This is a genomic window from Thalassospira lucentensis (genome assembly GCF_011806425.1).
Classification (GTDB): Bacteria; Pseudomonadota; Alphaproteobacteria; order Rhodospirillales; family Thalassospiraceae; genus Thalassospira; species Thalassospira lucentensis_B.
Genome location: NZ_JAATOV010000008.1, coordinates 121,736 through 144,168, shown reverse-complemented (window position 1 = coordinate 144,168; position 22,433 = coordinate 121,736). Strand labels below are relative to the sequence as shown.

At 52.7% G+C, this 22,433-nt stretch carries 25 protein-coding genes; 16 read left to right on the top strand and 9 right to left on the bottom strand.

Going from position 1 to position 22,433, the window contains the following annotated elements; translation table 11 throughout:
- Positions 1 to 49: 49 nt before the first annotated feature.
- The 5 genes from HCZ99_RS20065 to HCZ99_RS20965 form a co-directional block, all read right to left on the bottom strand.
- The gene (locus HCZ99_RS20065) at positions 50 to 946 is read right to left on the bottom strand and encodes a F0F1 ATP synthase subunit gamma (RefSeq protein WP_167448806.1); all 897 of its coding nucleotides are present in this window, start codon (positions 944 to 946) and stop codon (positions 50 to 52) included.
- Positions 947 to 976: 30 nt separating this feature from the next.
- Positions 977 to 2,509 (bottom strand): F0F1 ATP synthase subunit alpha, encoded by a 1,533-nt coding sequence (gene atpA / locus HCZ99_RS20060; protein ID WP_167448805.1) that lies wholly within the window; start codon positions 2,507 to 2,509, stop codon positions 977 to 979.
- Complete coding sequence (locus tag HCZ99_RS20055; protein ID WP_167448804.1) at positions 2,509 to 3,066, bottom strand: F0F1 ATP synthase subunit delta; 558 nt, start codon at positions 3,064 to 3,066, stop codon at positions 2,509 to 2,511. Before HCZ99_RS20055 ends, atpA begins: the two co-directional genes overlap by 1 nt.
- Before the next feature lie 443 nt (positions 3,067 to 3,509).
- On the bottom strand, positions 3,510 to 4,148 hold the full coding sequence (locus HCZ99_RS20050; protein ID WP_167448803.1) for a glutathione S-transferase family protein: 639 nt from the start codon (positions 4,146 to 4,148) through the stop codon (positions 3,510 to 3,512).
- Between the two features lie 41 nt (positions 4,149 to 4,189).
- A complete protein-coding gene (locus tag HCZ99_RS20965; RefSeq protein ID WP_368484292.1) occupies positions 4,190 to 4,510 on the bottom strand; it encodes a MazG-like family protein in 321 nt (106 codons plus the stop codon).
- Positions 4,511 to 4,577: 67 nt separating this feature from the next.
- Here HCZ99_RS20965 and HCZ99_RS20040 point away from each other — a divergent pair, with 67 nt between their 5' ends.
- Positions 4,578 to 5,408: a substrate-binding periplasmic protein gene (locus tag HCZ99_RS20040; RefSeq protein ID WP_167448802.1), complete on the top strand. Its 831-nt coding sequence runs from the start codon at positions 4,578 to 4,580 to the stop codon at positions 5,406 to 5,408.
- A gap of 31 nt (positions 5,409 to 5,439) precedes the next feature.
- Here HCZ99_RS20040 and HCZ99_RS20035 read toward each other — a convergent pair whose 3' ends face one another.
- Positions 5,440 to 7,671: a primosomal protein N' gene (locus HCZ99_RS20035; RefSeq protein WP_167448801.1), complete on the bottom strand. Its 2,232-nt coding sequence runs from the start codon at positions 7,669 to 7,671 to the stop codon at positions 5,440 to 5,442.
- Between the two features lie 196 nt (positions 7,672 to 7,867).
- On the opposite strand from HCZ99_RS20035, the gene fsa reads away from it, so the two are divergent.
- The 8 genes from fsa (at position 7,868) to HCZ99_RS19995 (ending at position 13,843) form a co-directional block, all read left to right on the top strand.
- Complete coding sequence (fsa, locus tag HCZ99_RS20030; protein ID WP_167448800.1) at positions 7,868 to 8,524, top strand: fructose-6-phosphate aldolase; 657 nt, start codon at positions 7,868 to 7,870, stop codon at positions 8,522 to 8,524.
- Between the two features lie 139 nt (positions 8,525 to 8,663).
- Positions 8,664 to 9,353 (top strand): DUF484 family protein, encoded by a 690-nt coding sequence (locus HCZ99_RS20025; protein ID WP_167448799.1) that lies wholly within the window; start codon positions 8,664 to 8,666, stop codon positions 9,351 to 9,353.
- A complete protein-coding gene (locus tag HCZ99_RS20020) occupies positions 9,332 to 10,282 on the top strand; it encodes a tyrosine recombinase XerC (protein ID WP_167448798.1) in 951 nt (316 codons plus the stop codon). Before HCZ99_RS20025 ends, HCZ99_RS20020 begins: the two co-directional genes overlap by 22 nt.
- A gap of 84 nt (positions 10,283 to 10,366) precedes the next feature.
- A complete protein-coding gene (locus HCZ99_RS20015) occupies positions 10,367 to 10,684 on the top strand; it encodes a YrhK family protein (RefSeq protein ID WP_254869780.1) in 318 nt (105 codons plus the stop codon).
- Between the two features lie 119 nt (positions 10,685 to 10,803).
- The gene (locus tag HCZ99_RS20010; RefSeq protein ID WP_167448797.1) at positions 10,804 to 11,409 is read left to right on the top strand and encodes a glutathione S-transferase N-terminal domain-containing protein; all 606 of its coding nucleotides are present in this window, start codon (positions 10,804 to 10,806) and stop codon (positions 11,407 to 11,409) included.
- Between the two features lie 100 nt (positions 11,410 to 11,509).
- Complete coding sequence (locus tag HCZ99_RS20005; RefSeq protein ID WP_167448796.1) at positions 11,510 to 12,001, top strand: class I SAM-dependent methyltransferase; 492 nt, start codon at positions 11,510 to 11,512, stop codon at positions 11,999 to 12,001.
- Between the two features lie 14 nt (positions 12,002 to 12,015).
- Positions 12,016 to 12,372 (top strand): nuclear transport factor 2 family protein, encoded by a 357-nt coding sequence (locus HCZ99_RS20000; protein ID WP_167448795.1) that lies wholly within the window; start codon positions 12,016 to 12,018, stop codon positions 12,370 to 12,372.
- 82 nt (positions 12,373 to 12,454) lie between these two features.
- On the top strand, positions 12,455 to 13,843 hold the full coding sequence (locus tag HCZ99_RS19995) for a glutamine synthetase family protein (protein ID WP_167448794.1): 1,389 nt from the start codon (positions 12,455 to 12,457) through the stop codon (positions 13,841 to 13,843).
- 153 nt (positions 13,844 to 13,996) lie between these two features.
- On the opposite strand, the gene HCZ99_RS19990 is transcribed toward HCZ99_RS19995, so the two are convergent.
- Positions 13,997 to 14,323 carry a hypothetical protein gene (locus HCZ99_RS19990; protein ID WP_167448793.1) on the bottom strand — a complete coding sequence of 109 codons (327 nt, stop codon included), beginning with the start codon at positions 14,321 to 14,323 and terminating at the stop codon, positions 13,997 to 13,999.
- A 500-nt stretch (positions 14,324 to 14,823) separates the two neighbouring features.
- On the opposite strand from HCZ99_RS19990, the gene nadA reads away from it, so the two are divergent.
- From nadA to HCZ99_RS20765, 4 genes are all read left to right on the top strand, one after another.
- The gene (gene nadA / locus HCZ99_RS19985; RefSeq protein ID WP_167448792.1) at positions 14,824 to 15,846 is read left to right on the top strand and encodes a quinolinate synthase NadA; all 1,023 of its coding nucleotides are present in this window, start codon (positions 14,824 to 14,826) and stop codon (positions 15,844 to 15,846) included.
- A 79-nt stretch (positions 15,847 to 15,925) separates the two neighbouring features.
- Entirely contained in the window at positions 15,926 to 16,765 is an 840-nt protein-coding gene (nadC, locus tag HCZ99_RS19980) for a carboxylating nicotinate-nucleotide diphosphorylase (RefSeq protein ID WP_167448791.1), read from the top strand.
- 20 nt (positions 16,766 to 16,785) lie between these two features.
- A complete protein-coding gene (locus tag HCZ99_RS19975) occupies positions 16,786 to 17,190 on the top strand; it encodes an NUDIX hydrolase (RefSeq protein WP_167448790.1) in 405 nt (134 codons plus the stop codon).
- A 667-nt stretch (positions 17,191 to 17,857) separates the two neighbouring features.
- The gene (locus HCZ99_RS20765) at positions 17,858 to 18,553 is read left to right on the top strand and encodes a response regulator transcription factor (RefSeq protein ID WP_254869779.1); all 696 of its coding nucleotides are present in this window, start codon (positions 17,858 to 17,860) and stop codon (positions 18,551 to 18,553) included.
- 45 nt (positions 18,554 to 18,598) lie between these two features.
- Here HCZ99_RS20765 and HCZ99_RS19965 read toward each other — a convergent pair whose 3' ends face one another.
- Complete coding sequence (locus tag HCZ99_RS19965) at positions 18,599 to 19,114, bottom strand: hypothetical protein (protein WP_167448789.1); 516 nt, start codon at positions 19,112 to 19,114, stop codon at positions 18,599 to 18,601.
- Positions 19,115 to 19,343: 229 nt separating this feature from the next.
- Positions 19,344 to 19,898 (bottom strand): helix-turn-helix domain-containing protein, encoded by a 555-nt coding sequence (locus HCZ99_RS19960; protein WP_217701536.1) that lies wholly within the window; start codon positions 19,896 to 19,898, stop codon positions 19,344 to 19,346.
- Between the two features lie 434 nt (positions 19,899 to 20,332).
- On the opposite strand from HCZ99_RS19960, the gene HCZ99_RS19955 reads away from it, so the two are divergent.
- The 3 genes from HCZ99_RS19955 (at position 20,333) to HCZ99_RS19945 (ending at position 22,400) form a co-directional block, all read left to right on the top strand.
- A complete protein-coding gene (locus HCZ99_RS19955) occupies positions 20,333 to 21,115 on the top strand; it encodes a CsgG/HfaB family protein (RefSeq protein WP_167448787.1) in 783 nt (260 codons plus the stop codon).
- The gene (locus tag HCZ99_RS19950; protein WP_167448786.1) at positions 21,112 to 21,867 is read left to right on the top strand and encodes a hypothetical protein; all 756 of its coding nucleotides are present in this window, start codon (positions 21,112 to 21,114) and stop codon (positions 21,865 to 21,867) included. Before HCZ99_RS19955 ends, HCZ99_RS19950 begins: the two co-directional genes overlap by 4 nt.
- Positions 21,868 to 21,947: 80 nt before the next feature.
- Entirely contained in the window at positions 21,948 to 22,400 is a 453-nt protein-coding gene (locus tag HCZ99_RS19945) for a hypothetical protein (protein ID WP_167448785.1), read from the top strand.
- Positions 22,401 to 22,433 lie beyond the last annotated feature (33 nt).

Below are 22,433 nucleotides of genomic sequence, written 5' to 3'. Positions count from 1 at the left end.
TATTGTCTCCTGCTCGGACAAAACTATCCGTTAACTTCCTGCGACCCGCTTACAAAGCCTCGGCGCCGGAAATGATTTCAATCAGTTCATTGGTGATCTGTGCCTGACGTGAGCGGTTGTATTGGATGCTCAGTCGGTCGATCATGTCGCCGGCATTGCGGGTTGCGTTATCCATAGCGGACATACGCGCACCGTGCTCGGATGCACTGCTTTCCAGCATCGCACCGAAAATCTGGACGCCAACATTACGCGGCAGCAAATCAGCCAAGATTGCTTCTTCGGACGGTTCGTATTCGTAAACCGCAGAAGAACCAGTGGCTTCTTCTTCCTGCTCTTCGTCAACTTCTGCCCCCGCGAACGGAACCAGCTGCTGTGCTGTAACGACTTGGGAAATGGCGGACACGAACTTGTTGTAGAAGATCGTGCAGACGTCAAATTCGCCTTCGTCGTAAAGCGCCAGAATCTTGTCAGCAACGTCGGAAGCGGCAGAGAAATCAATGCCTTTCTTACCTTCGATGCCGGTATACCGGGCGACGATATCGTCACCAAATTCACGCTTAAGCGCATCTGCGCCTTTGCGGCCAACACAGATCAGCTTCACGGTCTTGCCGTCGGCCTTAAGGGCGCGAACTTTAAGACGTGCTGCTTTGACGATCGATGCGTTAAAACCACCGCAAAGGCCGCGGTCCGCGGTGAACACGACGAGCAAATGCACATCGTCTTTACCGGTACCGGCCAGAAGCTTTGGTGCCCCTTGTGATCCACCTACCGCAGCTGCGAGGCGTCCCAGCATCGTCCCCATGCGATCAGCATAGGGACGCGCTGCTTCCGCTGCATCCTGCGAACGGCGGAGCTTGGAGGCAGCCACCATCTTCATCGCCGAAGTAATTTTCTTCGTCGATTTGACGCTGGCAATGCGCGAGCGCAGATCCTTCAAACTAGCCATTGCGTTTCCTCCTTCGCCTAAAGTTCAAACTTACGCGAAGGTTTTCGCGAACTTGTCGAGGAACGCTTTAAGCTTGGTTTCGCTGTCATCAGACAGAACCTTCTCGGTGCGGATCGCATCGAGGATGTCAGCACCGCTCGAACGGATGTCCGACAGGAACTGCTCTTCGAAGGCGCGAATTTTGCTAACGTCGACACCGTCAAGGTAGCCTTTAACACCAGCGTAAATCACAACAACCTGCTCTTCGACTTTAAGCGGCGAGTACTGCGGCTGCTTGAGCAGCTCGGTCAGACGTGCACCACGGGCCAGAAGTTTCTGGGTTGCCGGATCAAGATCCGATGCGAACTGTGCGAATGCTTCCATCTCACGATACTGAGCGAGTTCCAGCTTAATCGAGCCAGCAACCTGCTTCATCGCTTTGATCTGTGCGGACGAACCAACACGCGAAACCGACAGACCAACGTTCACAGCCGGGCGAACACCCTTATAGAACAGGTCGGTTTCAAGGAAGATCTGACCGTCGGTGATCGAAATCACGTTGGTCGGAATAAACGCGGAAACGTCGTTGCCCTGGGTTTCAATAACCGGCAGAGCGGTCAGCGAGCCAGCGCCGTTTTCGTCGTTCATTTTCGCCGCACGTTCCAGAAGACGGGAGTGCAGATAGAAAACGTCACCCGGGAATGCTTCACGTCCCGGTGGGCGGCGAAGCAGGAGCGACATCTGACGATAAGCAACTGCCTGTTTGGACAGATCATCGTAGAAGATCGTTGCGTGCATGCCGTTATCACGGAAGTACTCGCCCATTGCGCAAGCAACAAACGGTGCAAGGAACTGCATCGGTGCCGGGTCAGAAGCGGTCGCAGCAACAATGATGGTGTTTTCCATCGCGCCGCGTTCTTCGAGAACCTTAACAACCTGTGCAACGGTCGAACGTTTCTGACCGACGGCAACATAGATGCAGAACATCTTGTCGCTGTCGCTTTTCGCAGCATCGTTCACCGGCTTCTGGTTGAGAATGGTGTCGATGATGATCGCGGTTTTACCGGTCTGACGGTCACCAATGATCAGCTCACGCTGGCCACGGCCAATCGGGATCAGGGAGTCAATGGACTTGATCCCGGTCTGTACTGGCTCGTGAACCGATTTACGCGGGATGATGCCCGGTGCTTTAACGTCGGCAAGGCGACGTTCGGTGGCACCAAGATCACCTTTGCCATCAATCGGGTTACCCAGCGCGTCAACAACGCGACCGAGAAGTTCTTTACCAACCGGAACGTCAACGATGGCGCCAGTACGTTTAACCTGGTCACCTTCTTTGATCGAACGGTCAGAACCGAAGATCACGACACCAACGTTGTCTTCTTCGAGGTTAAGGGCCATGCCCTTAATGCCACCTGGGAAGTCAACGAGTTCACCTGCCTGAACATTGTCCAGACCGTGAACACGGGCAATACCATCACCGACGGACAGAACCTGACCGACTTCGGCGACTTCGGCATCAGCACCAAAATTGGCAATCTGATCCTTAAGAATAGCGGAGATTTCCGCGGCGCGGATTTCCATCACGCAACCCCTTTCATAGCGAGCTCGAGCTTCTGAAGTTTAGTCCGAAGCGAGGCATCAAAAACCCGGGAGCCGACCTTGACGATAAGACCGCCAAGAACCGCCGGATCAATTTTAAGGTCCACTTTTACAGTGGCGCCGACAACTTCTTTGAGAGCGCCGGTAACGGCTTCGATTTGCTCTTTCTTCAGCTCGGATGCCGAGGTCACCTGAGCGGTCACCTCACCATTGTGAGCTGAGAGCATGGAAAGGTAGGAATTGATAACACCCGGCAGGGCAAACAGACGACGCTTCTGACATAGAAGCCCGACAGTCTTCTTGGTCAACTCGGAAACACCAAGCTTATCCAGAAGAGCAGCCATCGCCTTGGCCTGCACATCCCGGGAAATCACGGGACTACGGAGCACATTCCGAAGGTCATCGCTGGTTGCGATGGCCTGGTCGAGCAATTCAAGATCGCTTTTGACAGCATCAAGCTGCTTAGCCGATTTGGCCAAGTCAAATAGTGCTGTGGCATAGCGCCCTTGGAGCCCGGTCGCGGCAGTATTTTGGGACACCGGTGAAAGCCCTCAATTCTGGTTATGAGAACGACTCGGATACGTATAAAAAAATGGTTCCCCGAAAGGGTTTCCTTCCGAGAAGCGAGCGTTTGGTATCACATGTCCTTTGCATGGGCAACCCCCGCGCAACCCCATTTGGACGGACTTTTTCATTCTGCGGCAAAGAAGTGCCCAAACAGCACCAATTCGCCTGTTTTTCGTGCAGTTCTACAACTATTTAATAATAGGCTTAATAACAGTCAGGGCCACAAGCACGATGTTTTGGCCTGCGCACCGCACGACTTCAAAGCGCGATTCTCCCGCCATTTTGATGACTTAGCGTGGGAAGCGAAACGGGCGCGCCACAAAGTTTCGGGCGGAAAATGTGACCTTGGTTACATTTTAGCAGACAAAACGCCTATTTCGCCGTTCAAGCTGGCGGGCCGAGGTCGCGTTGGATATTAGGCGGGCCATGCCGGAAGACCTTCGCGGTCACAAAGGTCCCCAAACGAGGGTCGTGCGCAAACCTGATCAATATAGGCGCGTAAACGCGGCCATTCGATGGCGTTACACGGCATATTACGCGACCAGCGCATCAACATAATGGCCAGCATATCAACCACACCAAAAGTGTTTCCCATTAAACAGGGCCGCCCGTCTTCAAACCGGGCTTCGAAATCATCCCAAACCGAAGAAATACGCTTTTGCGCAAGCGCCTTTACAGCCGCCGCCCCGTCCGGATTGCCATCCTTGGCCGCGTACAGCCAATCGCGCATCGCGGGCATCAGGGTATTTGCAATATAAAGGGTCAACTGGAGCCATTCAGCACGGTTCGGCGAATTTGGTTCTGGCACCAAACCCGATCCGGGGTGACGTTCCGCCAGCAGCAGCATCAAGGCCACCGATTCACCATATGGCGCACCGTCGATCACAAGGGTCGGCACCCGGCCGGACGGGTTCAAACGCAGATAGTCCGGATTGCGCTGTTGGCTTTGATCGATATCGACAAGCACCGTTTCAAACGCCACCTCAAGTTCGATCAGCATCCAGTGAACCGCCATGCTTGCGGCACCAGGCGAATAGAAAAGCGTATACAACATCTTGCCTTTTCCAAAAATGAGAGGATGACGGGCAGACCCGATCAAATATGTGATCCGGTGCCGTCTCCCTTTTTTATCCATGTGCGTGACAGATTGATCCCCATCTTGCCGGCAACCTCGCGATCCAGATCAAGGCCAAACTGATCGGCAAGACGGTAAAGCAAGATCAAAACATCCGCTGCCTCTTTGCCGATTTCGGAATGATCCCCCGCCAGAACGGCTTCTTTAAGCTCGTCCATTTCAAGCATGGCACGCTCGACCAATGAAACAGGTGCGCTGACAGGCCCAAAGGTGATCTCGGCCCATTCACAAATGCTGCGCTGTGTTTCGCCGCTTGATGAAACCGTTTTATCGTTATTCACAACACTATATTCCGTATACAATTAAGGGAGTTTGATACGCCGCAGCAGCTTAAGGGATGAGAGGCGCATGATCCATCGGCATGATAGAGCAGCCTCCTGGCCGTTTCGAAAAACGGTTTATCTTCTTGCCATCATCATTGGATTGACGATTTCCCATTGTCCGGCGCACGCCCGAAAATTGCTGATCGAAGGGCTCGAGGAACCGCCGCTTAAATGGCTTTCGGGCAAAAAGCCGCAAGGTATCGATGTCGATATCATGACCGAGATCCTGCGCGAAATGGACATCAATGATTATGAGTTCCGCTTTGTCGATAGCGGTCGTCGGTTGCTTTACAATGCGAAGCAGGGCTTTTCGGATATCGTTTTAACGCTTTCCCAGAACAAGGAACGATCGGGCTATTTGCTCTATCCCGAAGAAAACCACCTTTTGCTGGACTGGCGTTTTGCCATTCGCGCCGAAGACGTCGACGCCATACATTTTGATGACTATTCCGATTTACGCGCCTATCGCATCGGTGCGGCCGCTGGCTATTCATATACCCCAACCTTTTGGGGTTCAGAGCTCGACATTGAAACCGTTGCCAGAAATGACCTTTTGATTCCCATGTTGCTTGAAAACCGGTTTGATGTTGTCCCGGTCAATTATCTGAGCACGGTCTATGAGGTGCTTCAAAACGGATCACGCAGTAAAATTGCCTTTTTGAATAAGCCCCTTCGCCGGGCGGCCTATTACAATACATTTTCTCGCGCGTCCGATTACCCGGACAAAGAGATGTTTCTTGCCCGCTACGACGAAATATTGCGTGAAATGCGCCATGACGGCAGGCTGGTCGCCATTTTCAAGCGCTATCTTGGCCCGGACGGGGTCGAGTTTTGGGAAACGCAATACGGCAACTAGAACAGGTTGCTTTCAGCCCGGCAGAGTCAGGTTACATGAAACTGTAGGGGTCGATATCGACCTGCACACGCACGCTGCCCGGCGTTTTAACCTGTGACAGCCAATCATGAATAAGAGCCTGCATTTTTACGCCCTTATCCGCCCGGATCAGGAACCGGCGGCGATAGCGCCCGCGCAGAAGCGACAAGGGGGCGGGGGCTGGCCCCAGCACCATCAAGCCATCACCACGCGGTGCCACGCGACCGATCCGCCATGCGGCTTCATCGACTTCGTTTTCTTTCTTGCCACTGATAATAAGGGCGGCCAATCGTCCATGGGGCGGCATGCCGTGTGTCATGCGTTGGGAAAGCTCCACCTCGTTAAAGGCATTGCGATCACCTGCGGCAATTGCCTTGATCACGCGGTTGGCAGGATCGGCGGTTTGCAGCATCACGGTCCCCGGACGATCCCCACGCCCGGCACGCCCGGCCACCTGGGTCAGCAACTGATAACTGCGTTCAGCCGCACGCAAATCCCCACCCGCCAAGCCAAGGTCCGCATCAACGACCCCAACCAAGGTCAGCAAGGGGAAGTGATAGCCCTTGGCCAAAATCTGCGTGCCGATCAAAAGATCAACTTCGTGGTTGTGAACCCGTTGAACCAGTTCTGCGGCCGCCTTTGGCCCCATGATGTTATCGGATGTCGCAACCTCGATCCGGATATTGGGGAATGTTTCGAGCGCTTCTTCGTATAGCCGTTCAACACCGGGACCACAGGGGGCCAATTTGCCTTCTGCGCCGCAGGCGGGACATACATCGGGTGCCTTGGCCTGATAACCGCAGTGATGGCATTGTAATTTGCCCCATGCCCGATGTTCCACCAGCCATGCAGTGCAATTGGGACATTGGAACCGATGACCACACGCCCGACACAGGGTTAGCGGCGCATAGCCACGGCGGTTCAAAAACAGCATCGCCTGTTCGCCATTGGCAAACGTTTCGACCAATCGCTTTTTTAAGGTTGGTGTGATCCAGCGCAGCCGTTCGGGTTTGTCTTGGCGAATGTCGATCACCTCGACACTCGGCAAAACGGCGGCCCCGTGACGGTTGCCAAGCTCCACACGGTAATAGCGCCCGGCTTCAACATTGGCCAAGGTTTCAAGCGATGGGGTGGCGGATGCCAAAACAATCGGAATACCGCCAAGGTGCGCGCGGGCAACGGCCATGTCGCGCGCATGGTAAATCACGCCGTCTTCTTGCTTAAAGGCATGTTCGTGTTCTTCGTCGACCACGATCAGACCAAGATCCTTGTAAGGAAGGAAAAGGGCGGAACGCGCCCCAACCACCAACTTGACCGAACCATCGGCCACCGAACGCCACGTATCGCGGCGGCGTGCCTGCCCGACTTCGGAATGCCAAAGGGCGGGCACGACACCAAACCGATCGCGGAAACGCTGCAACCATTGGGCCGAAAGTGCGATTTCTGGCAGCAGAACCACCACCTGTTTGCCCTCGGCCAATGCGGCGCGGATTGGTTCAAAGTAAACTTCTGTCTTGCCCGACCCGGTGATGCCATCGAGCAACGTGCAGGAAACCCCGCCCGCCTCAACACGGTCACATAACGCATCGGCGGCAATGGTTTGCTCATCCGACAGGTTCGGGCGACCGATGGACAAATCGGGCAAATCAAACGGTGATGGCGGTTTAACCATCAGGCGCCGTACGGCACCGGCTTCGACCAATCCCTTGACCACGCTGACACCCGCACCGGTTTCGCGCAGGATATCGCCCTGCTCCATCGCGGGGTTTTCGCCCAAGAATGCCATGACGCGTTTGCGCGGCGGGGTCATGCGCAAACTTGATGGGTCAAAATCGGTACTCAGGGTAAATCGAAAAATCGGTTTGGGTGGTTCCAGCGCATCGGGGACGCTCATGGCCATGCGCAGCACGGCCCCCTGTGGGGCCATGGTATAGGCCGACACCCAATCAATGAATTTGCGGGTAACGTCGGGCATGGGTTCGGCCGGAAGCACGCCATAAATTTCACGCAGCTTACTCGACTCGACATCGCCCTTGGCATCGCCCCAAACGACACCGCGCTGAGTTTGACGGCCCAGCGGGATTTCAACAAAATCTCCCGGCTGCACCGATAAACCTTCGGGCACCATATAGTCATACGGCCCTGCCAACGGCAGCGGCGGCAACACGCTTATGGTCTGTGCGGTGATCTGAAAGGCCGGATCATCAGCAAACAGATTTCCAGATGTGGCCTTTGCCGCGCTCATATATTATAAACCCCGTCGGAATGCTTGTTGGACCATTTGGAACATTTACCTGATTTGGTCCTTGGCATAATAGAAAACGGTCCCACAGCTTGGATCTGGAGCCGCTCGTTGAATTGGTCCAGACCCTAACGCTAACCGCATCATCGAACAACGATCTTCAAACGACGATCTTGAAAAGGTCCGAATAGGAAATCCAATGAAGTTTTTCATCGATACTGCCGACATTGACGCAATCCGCGAAATCGCCATGTCCGGCCTTGTAGACGGCGTCACCACGAACCCGTCGCTGGTAGCAAAAACAGGCCGACCGTTTCTCGAACTGATCAAGGAAATTTGTGACGTCGTCGACGGCCCGGTCAGCGCAGAAGTTGCAGCGACCGATTACGAGACCATGGTTGCAGAAGGCCGCAAACTGGCAAAAATCGCCGACAATGTCGTCGTCAAATTGCCGCTGACCTCTGACGGTCTTAAAGCCTGCCGTACCTTCACCGACGAAGGCATCAAAACCAACGTGACGCTTTGCTTCTCGGTTGGTCAGGCGATCTTGGCTGCCAAAGCCGGTGCGACCTATGTTTCGCCGTTCGTTGGCCGCTTGGACGACATTTCGTCTGACGGTATGCAGCTGATTGCAGACATCGTTGACGTTTATAACAACTACCCGAACTGGCAGACCGAAGTTCTGGTCGCATCGGCTCGTGGTCCGCAGCATGTTGTCGACTCGGCCCGTCTTGGTGCTGATGTTGTCACCATCCCGCCGCAGGTTCTGACCCAGCTGACCAAACACCCGCTGACCGACAAGGGCCTTGAAACGTTCCTTGCTGACTGGGAAAAAACCGGCCAGTCGATCCTTTAATTTTCATCGTATCGATTGCCATTCCGGCGAACGACACGATTAAAACCGACATTGTGAACGGTTTTTAACACGCATTTAACCCGGCGGCCCGCATTGTGGCCGCCGGGTTTTTTATTTCTCATTTTTCAAGCCGGAACCGATGGAAAAGACAGCACTGCGCGCCGACGATGTCGCAACCTTTCTCGCCGAACATCCTGATTTCTTCACAACGCGCCCTGACTTGCTTGAAAGTCTTGAATTGCCGGTCCGTGAAATGGGATCAGGCGTGGCCGATATGCAGCAATATGTTGTCGCGCGTTTGCGTGACGAACGCGAAAAGCTGCGCGGTGCCACCAGCGAACTGATCAATATTTCCAAATCCAACCTTGAAACCCAAAGCCGCATCCACCGTGCGGTTCTGGCGATTTTGAATGCGCGCGGCTTTGAAACCTTTGTCGAAGCGTTACAGGACCTTGTCCCGGAATTGCTTGATCTTGATGCCATCGCATTATGCTTTGAAGAATGCGCCGAGGCGCCCGTACCAAGCTGTGATGGGCGGGTTCGCCGCCTTGTTACCGGTGCGGTTGATCAGGTTCTTGGCGAAGATCAGGATGTTTGGCTTTTGCCAGACGATGCCGGGGATGAGGCGATCTTTGGGCCACGGGCATCTGAAATCCGGTCGGCAGCAATTGTTCGTATTGCGCCATTTTATGGTGATCCGGTTGGTATCGTTGCATTTGGTGTTAAGGAACCGGGATATTTCAGCCCGGCCCAGGCCAATGACCTGATCATGTTTTTGGCATCCGTCATTGAATTTGGGGTGCGTCGATGGCTGACCCAAACGGTCTAACCGCCTTAAAACTTCTGGCAGACATCCGCGAAGCCATTGCCGATTGGCGCACATGGCTTGCGGATGAACGCCGCGCATCGAACCACACCACTGAAAACTATCTGGCCGACCTTTATGCTTTCCTTGGCTTTATTGGCGAGCATATGGGTGAAACCCCGAACTTGGACACGCTTTTGCGGTTAACCCCGCGCGATTTTCGAAGCTGGCTTGCGCGGCGGAGCACGGATGGGATGGCCAAAACGTCCACCGCGCGTGCGTTATCATCCTTGCGAAATTTTTATCGGTTTCTTGACCGATCTGGCCGCGGCCAAAACGCAGCGGTGAGTTCCATACGCAATCCGCGTTTGCCGCAAAGCACGCCCAAGCCCCTTTCGCCGGTGGATGCGTTGGCGATGCTTGAAAATGCGGGGGCGTGGCAAGATGAACCGTGGCTAGCAAAGCGTAACCTAGCACTTTTTACCCTGCTTTATGGCTGCGGCCTGCGTATTTCTGAGGCGCTGGACCTTAATGCGGATCAACGTCCGCGCGGGGATTCGATGGTGATCACCGGCAAAGGCAACAAGCAGCGTCTTGTTCCGGTCTTGCCGATCATCCGCGAGGCGATTGACGATTACCTGTCCGCCTGCCCCTATGCGCCCGATGGCAATGATCCATTGTTTGTCGGGGCGCGTGGCAAACGATTGGTGGCACAGGTTGCCCAACGCGAAATGCGCAAGGTCCGCGATCTTTTGAACCTGCCGGATACCGCGACCCCGCATGCGCTGCGTCATTCCTTTGCCACGCATCTTTTGGCGGGTGGCGGTGATTTGCGCACCATTCAGGATCTTTTGGGCCACGCATCCCTTTCAACCACCCAGCGCTATACTGCGGTGGACAGCGAACAACTGATGGCGGTCTATAACGGCACCCATCCGCGTGCCCGGCGGTAAGGTGGTTAAATCACCCACAGGTGGAAACGATCCGACTTCTGGTGCGTTAGGGTAATGCAATATAAAAAATAGCAAGGAAGCCTGATGAAATTTCACCCGATGAAGCTGTTTCAGACACGCCGGTTTGATGCCGGGCCCAAACACCGCAAAATATACAGCGCCTATGAGATCGCCTATTCGGTGATCGACCTTTTGGCGGCTGTTTTGTTTATCGTCGGCAGTGTCCTGTTTTTGGATGAGGCAACGGTTTACGCGGGCACGTGGCTGTTTATCATCGGATCGGTGTTTTTTGCCGCCCGCCCGACGGTACGCTTGGCGCGTGAGCTTCATCTGGCCGGACTTGAAGACCCCAACCAAACTGCGGGTGAAACACCGGCATCTGGCGGCAAAAACAACGGATAAGGTTGGCTTCTGGTTTTGATCACGGCTTGGGCGGTGATTTTGGAAAAATTCATTTCGTCTTGTGGTTATTTCCCCCTTACACTGCGCGCAATCAATTAAAACGCCCGGAGTAACCACCCATGATTCTGCGATCAAGTGATCCGTCCCCGTTTGGCCGCAAGGTAAAAATCGTTGCCAAAGTTCTTGGCCTTTACGACCAATTGTCGGTCGAAATGTCCAATACCAATGATCCGCAAGACAGCCTTCGCAAACAAAATCCGTTGGGGAAAATTCCGATCCTGATCCTTGATGATGGTCGGAAGATTTTTGATTCACGTGTGATTTGTGAATATCTCGACGCGCAGGTCGACGGCGTGACGGTGCATCCAACCGAAAGCGACGCGCGTTGGGACGCGCTGACCTTGCAAGCACTTGGCGATGGCATTGTCGATGCATCGATTTTGCAGGTCTATGAAACCCGCATGCGCACCGAAGACAAACGCGATGACGGCTGGCTTTCTTATCAGGCCGACAAGGTCAAACGCGCCTTGGATCAGCTGGAAGCAAACCCACCGGCACTTGGCGCTGACCTTCATATCGGTCATATCGCGATTGCCTGTGCGCTGGGCTATCTTGATCTGCGTTTTGACGGGAAGTGGCGGCAAACATATGGCAATCTGGTGAAATGGCTGGATGAATTCCGGGGACATGTTCCGGCATTCGATGCCACCCAATTCAAACCGTAATTTATCGCTTTTAATGCCCGATGCCTTGGCACCGGGCATTTTTTGCACCAGATTAACGCCAACAATGCGTATTGCCCCATAACCCCGGAGACCCGATTAAATGTCACGCCTCAACAGTGTTATCCGCCGCCTGCAAGCCCAACGCGACTGCCTGAATGCGGCCGCGGACATGATCAAGGATCAAGACGGGATCATTTTGGAAATTGGCCTTGGCAACGGTCGCACATTTGATCATTTGCGTGAAATCATGCCCGACCGGGAAATCTATGTGTTCGATCGTCAGATTGCCGCCCATCCGAAATGCATTCCAGATGATGACCACCTGTTCCTTGGCGATATTTTTGAAACCCTGCCGACCGCGGTTGAACGGTTCAAAGGCAAGGTGGCACTGGTCCATTCCGATGTTGGCACCGGGGACGAAGACCTGAACGCCAAAATCGCGGCCTTTATTGGTCAAACCCTGCCGAAGGCGCTGATGACCGGGGCGATTGTTGCATCCGATCAGAAGATCGACGTGCCCAATACCATCGAAGAACCGCTCCCAGAAGGTGTGCCGAAAGATCGCTATTTCTTCCGTCGTTTTCAGGGCTAAGGATATCGTCAAAAATGATAACAAAAACCACAGTACCTCTTGGCATCGTGCAGGCACAGCTTGACGCATATAATTCAAAAAAGATCGATGATCTTCTCACATGCTATGACAAGGATGCTGAGCTTTATGCGTTACACGGCGCATTACTGGCCACAGGCCACGCGGAAATACGCCAAAGATTTGAAGCTCGGTTTTTGGAACCCGACCTTCATGCGCGGTTAATTCATCGCTCGGTCGTGGGAAACGTTGTGATTGACCATGAAATGGTTACACGCAATTTCCCCCAAGGCAAAGGCGAGGTAGAAATGCTGTGTATTTACGAGATAAATGATGGCCGCATCTGTAAAGCGACATTTTTTACCAAGAACTGATAGCTCTCTGAATTGGCAATAATGCATCTCGCCCCCGAAGCGATAACACTTCGAAGGATGTAACGGTCAGGACCGAAACCGCATGAACAATACGACAACAACCTCGCCCAGCGGATCAGCGATCACCGAAGCCGAGGCATTCCTTGCGAAATATCCGGATGTTGAAGCCATTGATATCATCCTCACCGATTTTCATGGCATTGGCCGGGGCAAGATGATCCGCCGTCACGAACTCGAAAGCATCTATAAATCCGGGCGGGGCCTGCCAAGTTCCATCTTTGGGCAGGATGTATCTGGCGAAGATGTCGATGATTGTGGCTTGGTCCAGACCGGTGGCGGTGGTGATTGCCGATGCTGGCCGGTGCCGGGCACGTTGGGCTATTTGCCCCATACCGGGCGTGGGCAGATTTTGATCAGCATGTATGAAGAAGACGGCACGGGGCACGATGTTGATCCGCGCAATGTGTTTGTCAGCCAAGTCAAACGTGCTGCAAAAATGGGTTTTACCCCCATGGGCGCGTTTGAGCTTGAATTTTACTTGGTCAATCCAACCCCGACGGCAGATGGCCTTTATGAGCCAGCGTCATACGCCCTGACAAAGCGGCGGTCGCGCCTGCGCAATACCATGTCGGTTGATGAAATCGATGAAATGTCGCCGCTGTTTGATGCGATTTATGAAGGCGCCAAGCATCTTGACCTGACGCTGGAAACGCTGATTTCTGAGTATGGTCCGGGGCAATATGAAATGACGATCCGGTATCGCAATCTTTTGCGGGCCGCCGATGACGTTATTATCGCCAAACGCCTGATCCGGACTGTGGCGCGACGTTTTGGGCTGGAAGCTGTTTTTATGCCCAAACCATTTGGCAATGAAGCCGGATCGGGCATGCATTTGCATTTATCCCTGGCCGATGAGGACGGCAACAACCTGTTTGCCGATCAGGCGGATGGTTCGTTAAGCCCGCTGATGCTCAACGCCATTGGCGGCGTGCGCGGCACAATTGGCGAAACCATGCTGTTGCTCGCCCCGTTTATGAATTCATGGCGCCGGTTTGCATCGGCGATGTATTCGCCGGCCTCAGATGATTGGGGTGTTGAAAACCGTACCGTGGCATTGCGTGTGCCCGGAACGCCGGGCAAAACCCGCCATTTTGAACATCGCATCGCCGGTGTGGATGCCAATCCGTATCTGGTGGCCGCCGTGACCCTTGGCGCCGCACTTGACGGGATTGAAGGCAAAATTGATCCGGGCAAGGCATGCGAAGATGAAATCGGTCAGGCCAAAGCCCCCAATGACCTTCCGCGTCATTGGCTCGACGCGATTGATCAATTTGCCGTATCTGATTTTAATAAGCGCACACTTGGCCCACGGTTCCACACCGCCTTTACCAAAATTAAGCAGGCGGAATATGAACAGATGGCGCTGAAAGTCAGTGCGGCTGAGTGGGAATATTACGGGTTTTCGATTTGATCGCTGCTGATGCGGCAATCTGGTCGGACTTTATTTAAGCCCCAAAGCAGCTTTGGGCGGCCTTACATTCGGGCCGCCACATGCGCTTTTTGTTATCGCTAAGTATCTTGTGTAAGCATGGCGTCCGGTCAGGTTTCCCTAACCGGGGGACGATCAAAAGACGCGTTTGGCGCGGGTATTCGACCCTCTGGCCGAAAAGGCGACTTTTGGGCGGGCATCGATCATTCTTTGATCGCGCAAATACGCCACTTCAAGATCACGCGGATCAACAGCCATCATCCGGGCATCGTCGGAACGGTCCGAATTGGTGTTTAGGTGCATCTGCGTCGAAACCCACTGCCAGGTTGGATATGTGACTTTCTCGTCCTGCATTTCTTCGGTCATGACTTTATAAGACCCGGCAGGCAGAACTTCGGCCAGACCACGCAAGCTAAACGGTCTTACAAAATTCAGAATTTTAGATGTGGTACGATTTGTCAAAATAGCTCCTACCGCGCAACAGCGCGTTGGTTAGGAAGAACCAACAGAATTTTCCATTGGTGAAAGGGTCGGATATATTTTTCAGTAACAGAGAGGCAAAATTCACACTTATGCCTTGGGAATACGGGGCATAACCTATCCGCATCTCATAAATAAAAATCGAACAATCACTTTCTTTATTTATGTGACGCACCAAAAAATCATCCAGCATTCACTGTATGAACATTTATTGATATTTTACAATGAACATATTTTTATTTTTAATTGACTCAGTATTCGCTTAACCGCCATTTCGATCTTTTTGCGCGGGCACCGTTACAGCAGCAAATGGCCAAACATCAACCGATTAGCCCCGAAACCCCGGACAATCCGCAACAGTTTGCCCATTTCCTTGCTATCGCGGCCTAATGGCGATATTCAGGTTTCAAACTGTCATTAACTTGCAATGCTGGGCCCCGCTTCTTATCTCCGGCTTGCAACAGGCGAGATGAGACGACGCCATGAATGAAATGATTACAATTGCCGAAGCTTCGGCGGACGCAATGTCGGAAATGCAGATTGATCCGACTTTGGATCTTGAGGCGGAAATTGCCCGCCTTAAGAAAGAAAAGAATGCGATCATTCTGGCCCATTACTATCAGGATGGGGAAATTCAGGATCTTGCCGATTTTGTCGGCGATAGCCTTGATCTGTCGCGCAAAGCGGCCGAAACCGATGCGGATGTCATCGTGTTTTGCGGCGTGCGCTTCATGGCCGAAGTGGCCAAGATCCTCAGCCCGAACAAAACCGTTCTGCTGCCTGATTCAAAAGCGGGTTGCTCGCTTGAAGATTCTTGCCAGCCAGAGCCGTTCCGCAAATTCCGCGAACAGCATCCCGATCACGTATCGATCACCTATATCAACTGCTCGGCAGAGGTGAAGGCAGCATCGGACATTATCGTGACCTCGTCCAACGCGGCCGAGATCATTGATCAAATCCCAGCTGACAAACCAATCCTTTGGGCGCCAGACCGCCATCTTGGTAGCTACCTTGCCAAGAAAACCGGTCGTGACATGACGCTGTGGAACGGATCGTGCATCGTGCATGAGCAGTTTTCCGAGCGTGAATTGATCCGTCTGAAAACCCAGAACCCGGATGCCAAAATCGCCGCCCACCCAGAATGCCACGACGGCATTTTGAAACATGCCGATCACATTGGATCGACCCGGGCGATTTTGGAATATGTGATTAACGGTCCAGATCAAAAATATCTGATCGCCACCGAACCGCATATCATCCACCAGATGGAAAAAGCAGCCCCGCACAAGGAATTCATTCCAGTCCCAGGTGCGGATGGCAGTTGCGCGTGTAACAATTGCCCGTTCATGGAGCTTAACACGCTTGAAAAGCTGTATCTGTGCTTGGTCAATAACGGCCCACAGATTGTCATGCCCGAAGATTTGCGCGTGGCAGCGGTTAAACCGCTTGAACGGATGCTGGAAATGTCAAAAGGCATTCCATTGAAAAAAGACGACGCGGCCTAAGCCAAGCTGTCGAACAGCCCCGCAGGCCATGCGGGGCTGTTTTCCATTTCCCAGATGACTTCAAAACGGCTGCCCCATCATGAACGCCCTGACCGCTGCTGAAATTTCGCAATTCATCGACCATGCCTTTGCCGAGGATATCGGCCCTGGCGACATCACATCGGACAATGTGGTGCCCGAAAATGCGCGGCTGCGTGTGGCACTTGAAACGCGCGAAGATATCGTGGTCGCCGGGCTTGATATTGCGCTGGAATGTTTCCGCAAACTGGTCCCGGATGCCAAAATCACCAAAAACTGTGAAGACGGTGATGAGATTTCGGCCAAGGACGTTCTGGCAGTGGTTGAAGGCAATGCGCGCGGTATTTTAACCGCAGAGCGAACCGCCCTGAACACCCTGCAACATTTATCTGGCATTGCGACCACGACGCGGACCTATGTGGCGGCAATGGGCGACACAGAAGCGACCCTTCTAGATACGCGCAAAACACTTCCCGGTTGGCGCAAGCTTGAAAAATATGCCACCCGCATGGGCGGCGCTCAGAACCACCGCATGGGCCTCTATGACGGGGTGATGATCAAGGACAACCATATCGGTGTTGTCGGATCGATCACCAAATGCGTGCAAGCCGCACGCGCCGCCAACCTGCCCAAGATCGAAGTTGAATGCGATACCCTTGATCAAGTGACCGAGGCCGCGACAGCAGGTGCCGACATCATCCTGCTTGATAACATGGGTCCGGATATGCTGCGCAAAGCCGTTGCGATTGTCGATGGCCGCTGCAAAACCGAAGCATCGGGCGGTGTGAACCTTCAGACCATTGGTGCGATCGCGGCGACCGGTGTTGATTACGTATCAGTTGGCCGAATTACCCAATCGGCCCCGGCCGTCGATATTGGGCTTGATGTCGCCATTTTGTAAGACAAACAAGATTTTGGGACATGACACAGCCTGATACCGTCAAAGTCATCGAAACCGCCAATTGGATCTTGCGCGATGGTGCAAAGATCCTATCCGTGCGCAGCCACGGCCGGGATCGGTTTTATCTGCCTGGCGGCAAGGTTGATCCGGGCGAAACACCCCTTGATGCCGTCAAACGCGAAATCAATGAAGAACTCGGCGTGACACTTCTTCCCGAAACCATCCGCGAACTTGGCATTTTTGCCGGACATGGCCATAACCAGCCAAACGGTGCGATTGTGCGTATGACCTGCTTCATCGCCGACTATACCGGGACACTATCGCCGGCGCGCGAGATTGCCGAGATGCGCTGGCTTACCCCGCACGAACGTCACCTGATGGCACCGATGGGTCAAAAGATCACCGCCGCCCTTTTCGACATCTGATCTGCCCCGCCCCAAAGACACGGTGAAACTTACCCGCAAGGGTAGTACTTCATACTCTTCTAAAGAACAGCCGGTCGCGACCATTAAGGATGGGGGCAACCTCTTGCGCAGGGGAAAAAATCGCAGTTTTCTGCCGTTTCTCAAGACGCGACTCGGAGCATTCTTTTCGCGATTCGCGGTCTTTTTGTGGACACCAAGGTCCAAATAACGCTGCGACGTCGAATTTAGACCTTTACTAAGCGCTCCGGATATATCCGAGTGGATAGGCCCAAAATATCAATAGAAATCAAACTCTTTGGGCATTTTCGCACAAGATTTCGACGACAAAACACCCTGTTTTTTATGAAAAAAAGTACGAATAGGTGCATTTGCCCCTAACACTTCTGCTTCCGCCATGCTTAACAATGCGCACAGCCCAAGGACACAAGATGGCTACCCCTTATGGGTCGCGACCGTGGGTTGATTAACCCTGGTGGATTATAGACCGATCATCTTAATCGGACTAACTTAACGCCACTCATCAAAGGGGGACACACCCCGCAAACAACAATAAGACTCTTAAGGGGGCCTCGCTGCCTCCATCGGAGCAGAAAAGTGATCAAACTTTTATCTTGGGGGACGTGCTCTGCAAATAGTCGGAGTGCGCCGTAAAACAGGGGCTATCACTATGCGACCGAACAATGAAACTACATCGTCAATGATTGCTGTAGTTCACTCGAGCACTCTTTTGCGGAGTGGTTTGACAAGCATTTTGGGCAAGATAGACGACACCCACATCATGGGCGCGCCCAATCTGGAAAAACTGATCAAGACTATGCCCGATGACGAAGATCTTCGTACGGTGATCTTCAACATCGATACATTCGATGACCAAATCAGTCAGCTCAGTCAGTTTCACCTGAACTTCCCTGATGTCAACATCATGACTCTGGCCAATGATTATCGGGCAGATCAACTGTTCACGTTGTTTCAGCTAGGGGTTAGCGGCGCACTGTTAAATGATGTCTCGCAGACAACCATTGAGCTCTCATTGCGGCTTATGAGCGAAGGCGAAAAGATTTACCCTTCAAATCTGGCCAATGTGATGATGGAGCGCTTTCAGTATATGTCGTCCATCGGGATTTCCGATCATACATGCGACAATATCGATCTTTCTCACCGCGAAAGAGAGATCCTTGATTGCCTGGCGCGCGGCGATTCCAATAAACGCATTGCTCTGAACTTAAATATTTCAGAGGCGACCGTAAAAGTGCACGTGAAAAGTATCCTGCGCAAAATAAAGGTCGATAACCGCACGCAGGCGGCAATCTGGGCATTGCGTTCCCGGCCGACACCTGCCTTTAGAACGGTCGAGATCGCCTGATCTCAACCGTTCTTAAACCTGAATAATTCCTTTGTGCCCATCCCCCTAGTTCCAGCGGACCATCGAGGTCCAGGCATCGATGGGGGACGGCGCACCATAGGAAATCAAAGGAACACCGCGCGTATCGACCAAATTTATCCACCCGTTAATCGCATCGCGCGCATGAAGATTATAGGGAGGGCGGTCGACGGTACTATCGGAAACAAAGTAGCTGTTAAATGCACCTGCAAACTGCCCCGAACCAAATACGTTCGTTCCGCGATAACCTGGCAGAGTTGCCCCCGCAGAATCACGAACAAGCGCTGTGCCGCCTTTGCTTTTCTCAACCGACAAAAGCTCACCTGTTAGGCCGCGTAACATATTCTGCGGACGAACATTAAAAAGCTGATCGTTAATGATCGCTTGCTTTGCCGCCCTACTCATCCCGACAGAGCCATCGGGCGTCCCAAAGGAATAAGGTTTATTGTTGAGTTGCGCATGCGCATCAAACGGCAGGCAGGCAAATACAATTAGCAGAAATGTAGAAATTGACAGAAACCGGAAGAGACTGGAGCTGGTCATTTTACTACCTCATTTTCCTAAAAGCCTCTGAAATATTTGAGACTTCAGACAAGAATCGAATAACGATTTTTATATAGTCTGAAAAAACTCAGAAACATCCAATAAAGGGGAAATACCCCCTATGATCCCGAAAATATCTATCGGAATGACTATCTGGCATTCGAAATAATACCATCGATAATCTGGAGTTATTTTCAGACAGAGATGAGTAAACAAACGCTGACTTCGATTATTCTCGTTCCATGGCCAAATAAAAAGCAACGATAGCGGCCTGCGTCCGGTTCTCAACGCCCAACCGTCGATATAGCTCGATCAATTTCACTTTGACCTCGCTAATATTCAATTCAATTTTCGCGGCGATTTGTCGGTTCGAAAGTCCGTCCTTTAGGCAATTGAGAAATGCCCATTCGACGTCACCAAATCCGGCGCACAAATCGTCCCGCGATTTGCCCAAAAGCAAATCCTGCCATTCCAGTTGCCCGGGCAAAGCCCAATATCCCGCTTTTCCAAGCTGACATACTTTTTCGAGCATTCTTAGTCGGGATCTGAAAATCAGCCCGTCGGGTATGCACGGGCAATGACGAGAATCAAAGAAAATCGCATCCGTCACATAGGCCAGTAGCGGCATTTTGCGGGTCAGCTCGACCAGATAGCGCGCCTGATTATATTGCAAACTGCCAAGCTGTTTCTGATCGATAATTGCGCCATCAAAACCGACAGTGTCGCGATGAAGCAAACTGAATTCTGGATCAGCAAAAAACGACAGCTCATTTCCATCGGCCAATGCTTTGCTTTCAGACGCATTAAACCCAACAGCCAGAACCCGGCGTGGCTGGGAATGAGCGTCGTGCATCATATTCATATCAATGCCCTCCTTGGGTTTGCCTTACCCCCGTTTTCAGGCTCGGCTATTCCAAGCGCATTGACAATTGCACATCCGGGTCCCCACGCATCTCAAAAGGACTAACCCAAAATATTCAGAAAGACGAAAAAGAATAAAAAAGAACATAAATGGTTAAAAATAAAGCACCTGAAGTTTCCACCTTATAACTATTTATCTCGCTTACTAAATAACACCCCCTGATCAATAATAAATCATGCAAAGGCGAGCTGTATAAGCCTGCATTCGTAAAGGGGAAGGCGAATATGTTTCGAAAATTAGCAGCAACAACTTTAACATTGTGCAGCTTAACGGGGTGCGGGGTCGGAGTTAGCGCAGTGAATGGCTCGGTAGAGCCAATGGTTTCGTTTCCGGTCACCAGTAACGAAACGCCATACAGCGTCTGCTTAAGACAGCTTGCAAATGTTGAAGCAAGCCAGCTGCCAGTATTCGCTGTTGGTGAAATTGCCGACAAGACGGGACAGATCAACTACGACGAAAACGGCCATGCCGTTTCCCAAGGCACGACAGAAATGGTTATGAGCGCGCTTTATAAAACCGGTCGCGCGAACCTTGTCGAGCGATTTGATCTTCGCATTCCACTGGCCGAAGTAAAACTGTCGGAACAGGGTCGGCTTAATCGCGAACCGACTGAATATGACAAGATTCCTGCCTCTGACTTCATCTTGGTCGGGGCCATTACCGAACTCAATTACAACATCCTGAGTGAAGGCGCGCAGCTTTATATCCGGGGCATTGGCGGCGGCGGACGTACCGTCGTGATCAATGTGGCCATGGATATGCGCGTAATCGATTCCCGAAACTTCGCAGTGCGATATGTCAGCTCTTTGCAAAAGCAGATCCTCGGATACGAGGTAGGCGCCGGCGTGTTTCGGTTCTTCGGGATAAATTTGGTCGAATTTGACGCCGGGCGGATCCGCAATGAACCGCTCCAACTCGGCGTCAGGGCAGTAGCAGAAATGGGGGTCTATCAAATCATGACAGATTTCTTGGGGCTGCCACAGCAAGAGGAATGCCAGCTCGATGAAGGCAGCGACATGAGCAGGCATTTGGAGCGGTTTTCAGCATCACGTAAAGACCAACAGGAGACAGTGAAATGACCAAGTCAAAACTTATGATCAGCACCCTTATGGCTGGTAGCATGATTATGTTTGCCGGACAGGCATTCGCCTGGGACTGGAATAACGGCGGCGGCAGCGGCGGCGGCAATTCCGGCGGCAGCTCATCATCCAATAACTATAAATGGGATTGGGAAGCTGACGTTGACAGCGCAGTAAACATCAACCTGAACATCAACCAAGCAGAAGACTATTTGCTTGGCGAACTCGAACAGGTCCAGATCGGCGACATCAAAGCAGTGTCAAAGATTGACGGCGTGCTCGGTAAAGAGTTGAAAGTCGACAGTGCAGCAACGGCTGTTGGCAACAACATGTCGCTTGAAGGCGAAGAAATCGGCAACATCCACACCACTCAGTTCGTGATGGATTCACACGGCCATGGTGGCGGCGCTGAAGACCTTTCCGATGCCCTCGACATGACCGACGCCGCACTCGGTGGTGGGCTCGATCAGGCAGAAGTAAAAGCCTACTCCGAAGTGATGTGGACGGGTGGCGTCAAAACGGTTGATGCAACTTCGACCGCTATTTCCAACAACCTGAGCTTCACGGTCAATCCGGGTGACACCGAAAGCGTCGCAATTGCCGATGCCTCGCAGTTCTCCTTTGCCGACGTAACAGCCATTACCCAAGTTGGCGGCGTTGCAAGCGGCTGGGGGAACCCAGGTGCGAAGGTCAATGCAGCTGCTTCGGCCATCGGGAACAACATCTCGGTCAAAGTTGGCTTGGACGACTAACGTCAGCCCAGCGGGAGAACAAATTGTTCTCCCGCACCTTTTTGCCTGACAAGGCAACATAACCTTAGGAGGGATGGATCATGGCTTATCCCGCTCAGACCACGAACTTTCCAAAAACGCGCCGCATGCTGAAATGGGGTGCACCCGTTTTGGTGGCCGCAGGAATGCTGTTAACGCAGGTTGCGCCAGTCTCTGCTCAGATGTTTGAAAAGCCGTGGTCAGCAAAATCACGAGATCGCTCGTCACTTGCTGTCTATATGAAGCAAGCCGAAAGCGGTCTTTTTGATAAATCCACCGGCACTGGTACTGGCACCGGCGGCAGCCTGACCCAATTGGTCTGCGGTGGTGGCGGTGGCACGTCCTCTGCGACGGCGAACTCCGCCTGCATCATCATGAACAATTCAAACGGCGTCGTCGATACGGGGCAAGATTCCACAGGCGACCAGACCGCAAACACCACAGATAATTCAACGAATTCCACGAGCGGCTCACTGAGCGACGCTTTGGCAACTGCATCCGGCGCAAACAATTAGAACCAATATTGTCGGTCGGCCGCTTTTTTTCGC

Bases quoted from the DNA above. Each gene is read 5' to 3' on its own strand.
- HCZ99_RS20065 (WP_167448806.1), bottom strand. From the start codon at position 946: ATGGCTAGTTTGAAGGATCTGCGCTCGCGCATTGCCAGCGTCAAATCG.
- atpA (WP_167448805.1), bottom strand. From the start codon at position 2,509: ATGGAAATCCGCGCCGCGGAAATCTCCGCTATTCTTAAGGATCAGATT.
- HCZ99_RS20050 (WP_167448803.1), bottom strand. From the start codon at position 4,148: ATGTTGTATACGCTTTTCTATTCGCCTGGTGCCGCAAGCATGGCGGTT.
- HCZ99_RS20040 (WP_167448802.1), top strand. From the start codon at position 4,578: ATGATCCATCGGCATGATAGAGCAGCCTCCTGGCCGTTTCGAAAAACG.
- HCZ99_RS20035 (WP_167448801.1), bottom strand. From the start codon at position 7,671: ATGAGCGCGGCAAAGGCCACATCTGGAAATCTGTTTGCTGATGATCCG.
- fsa (WP_167448800.1), top strand. From the start codon at position 7,868: ATGAAGTTTTTCATCGATACTGCCGACATTGACGCAATCCGCGAAATC.
- HCZ99_RS20025 (WP_167448799.1), top strand. From the start codon at position 8,664: ATGGAAAAGACAGCACTGCGCGCCGACGATGTCGCAACCTTTCTCGCC.
- HCZ99_RS20020 (WP_167448798.1), top strand. From the start codon at position 9,332: ATGGCTGACCCAAACGGTCTAACCGCCTTAAAACTTCTGGCAGACATC.
- HCZ99_RS20015 (WP_254869780.1), top strand. From the start codon at position 10,367: ATGAAATTTCACCCGATGAAGCTGTTTCAGACACGCCGGTTTGATGCC.
- HCZ99_RS20010 (WP_167448797.1), top strand. From the start codon at position 10,804: ATGATTCTGCGATCAAGTGATCCGTCCCCGTTTGGCCGCAAGGTAAAA.
- HCZ99_RS20005 (WP_167448796.1), top strand. From the start codon at position 11,510: ATGTCACGCCTCAACAGTGTTATCCGCCGCCTGCAAGCCCAACGCGAC.
- HCZ99_RS20000 (WP_167448795.1), top strand. From the start codon at position 12,016: ATGATAACAAAAACCACAGTACCTCTTGGCATCGTGCAGGCACAGCTT.
- HCZ99_RS19995 (WP_167448794.1), top strand. From the start codon at position 12,455: ATGAACAATACGACAACAACCTCGCCCAGCGGATCAGCGATCACCGAA.
- nadA (WP_167448792.1), top strand. From the start codon at position 14,824: ATGAATGAAATGATTACAATTGCCGAAGCTTCGGCGGACGCAATGTCG.
- nadC (WP_167448791.1), top strand. From the start codon at position 15,926: ATGAACGCCCTGACCGCTGCTGAAATTTCGCAATTCATCGACCATGCC.
- HCZ99_RS19975 (WP_167448790.1), top strand. From the start codon at position 16,786: ATGACACAGCCTGATACCGTCAAAGTCATCGAAACCGCCAATTGGATC.
- HCZ99_RS20765 (WP_254869779.1), top strand. From the start codon at position 17,858: ATGCGACCGAACAATGAAACTACATCGTCAATGATTGCTGTAGTTCAC.
- HCZ99_RS19965 (WP_167448789.1), bottom strand. From the start codon at position 19,114: ATGACCAGCTCCAGTCTCTTCCGGTTTCTGTCAATTTCTACATTTCTG.
- HCZ99_RS19950 (WP_167448786.1), top strand. From the start codon at position 21,112: ATGACCAAGTCAAAACTTATGATCAGCACCCTTATGGCTGGTAGCATG.
- HCZ99_RS19945 (WP_167448785.1), top strand. From the start codon at position 21,948: ATGGCTTATCCCGCTCAGACCACGAACTTTCCAAAAACGCGCCGCATG.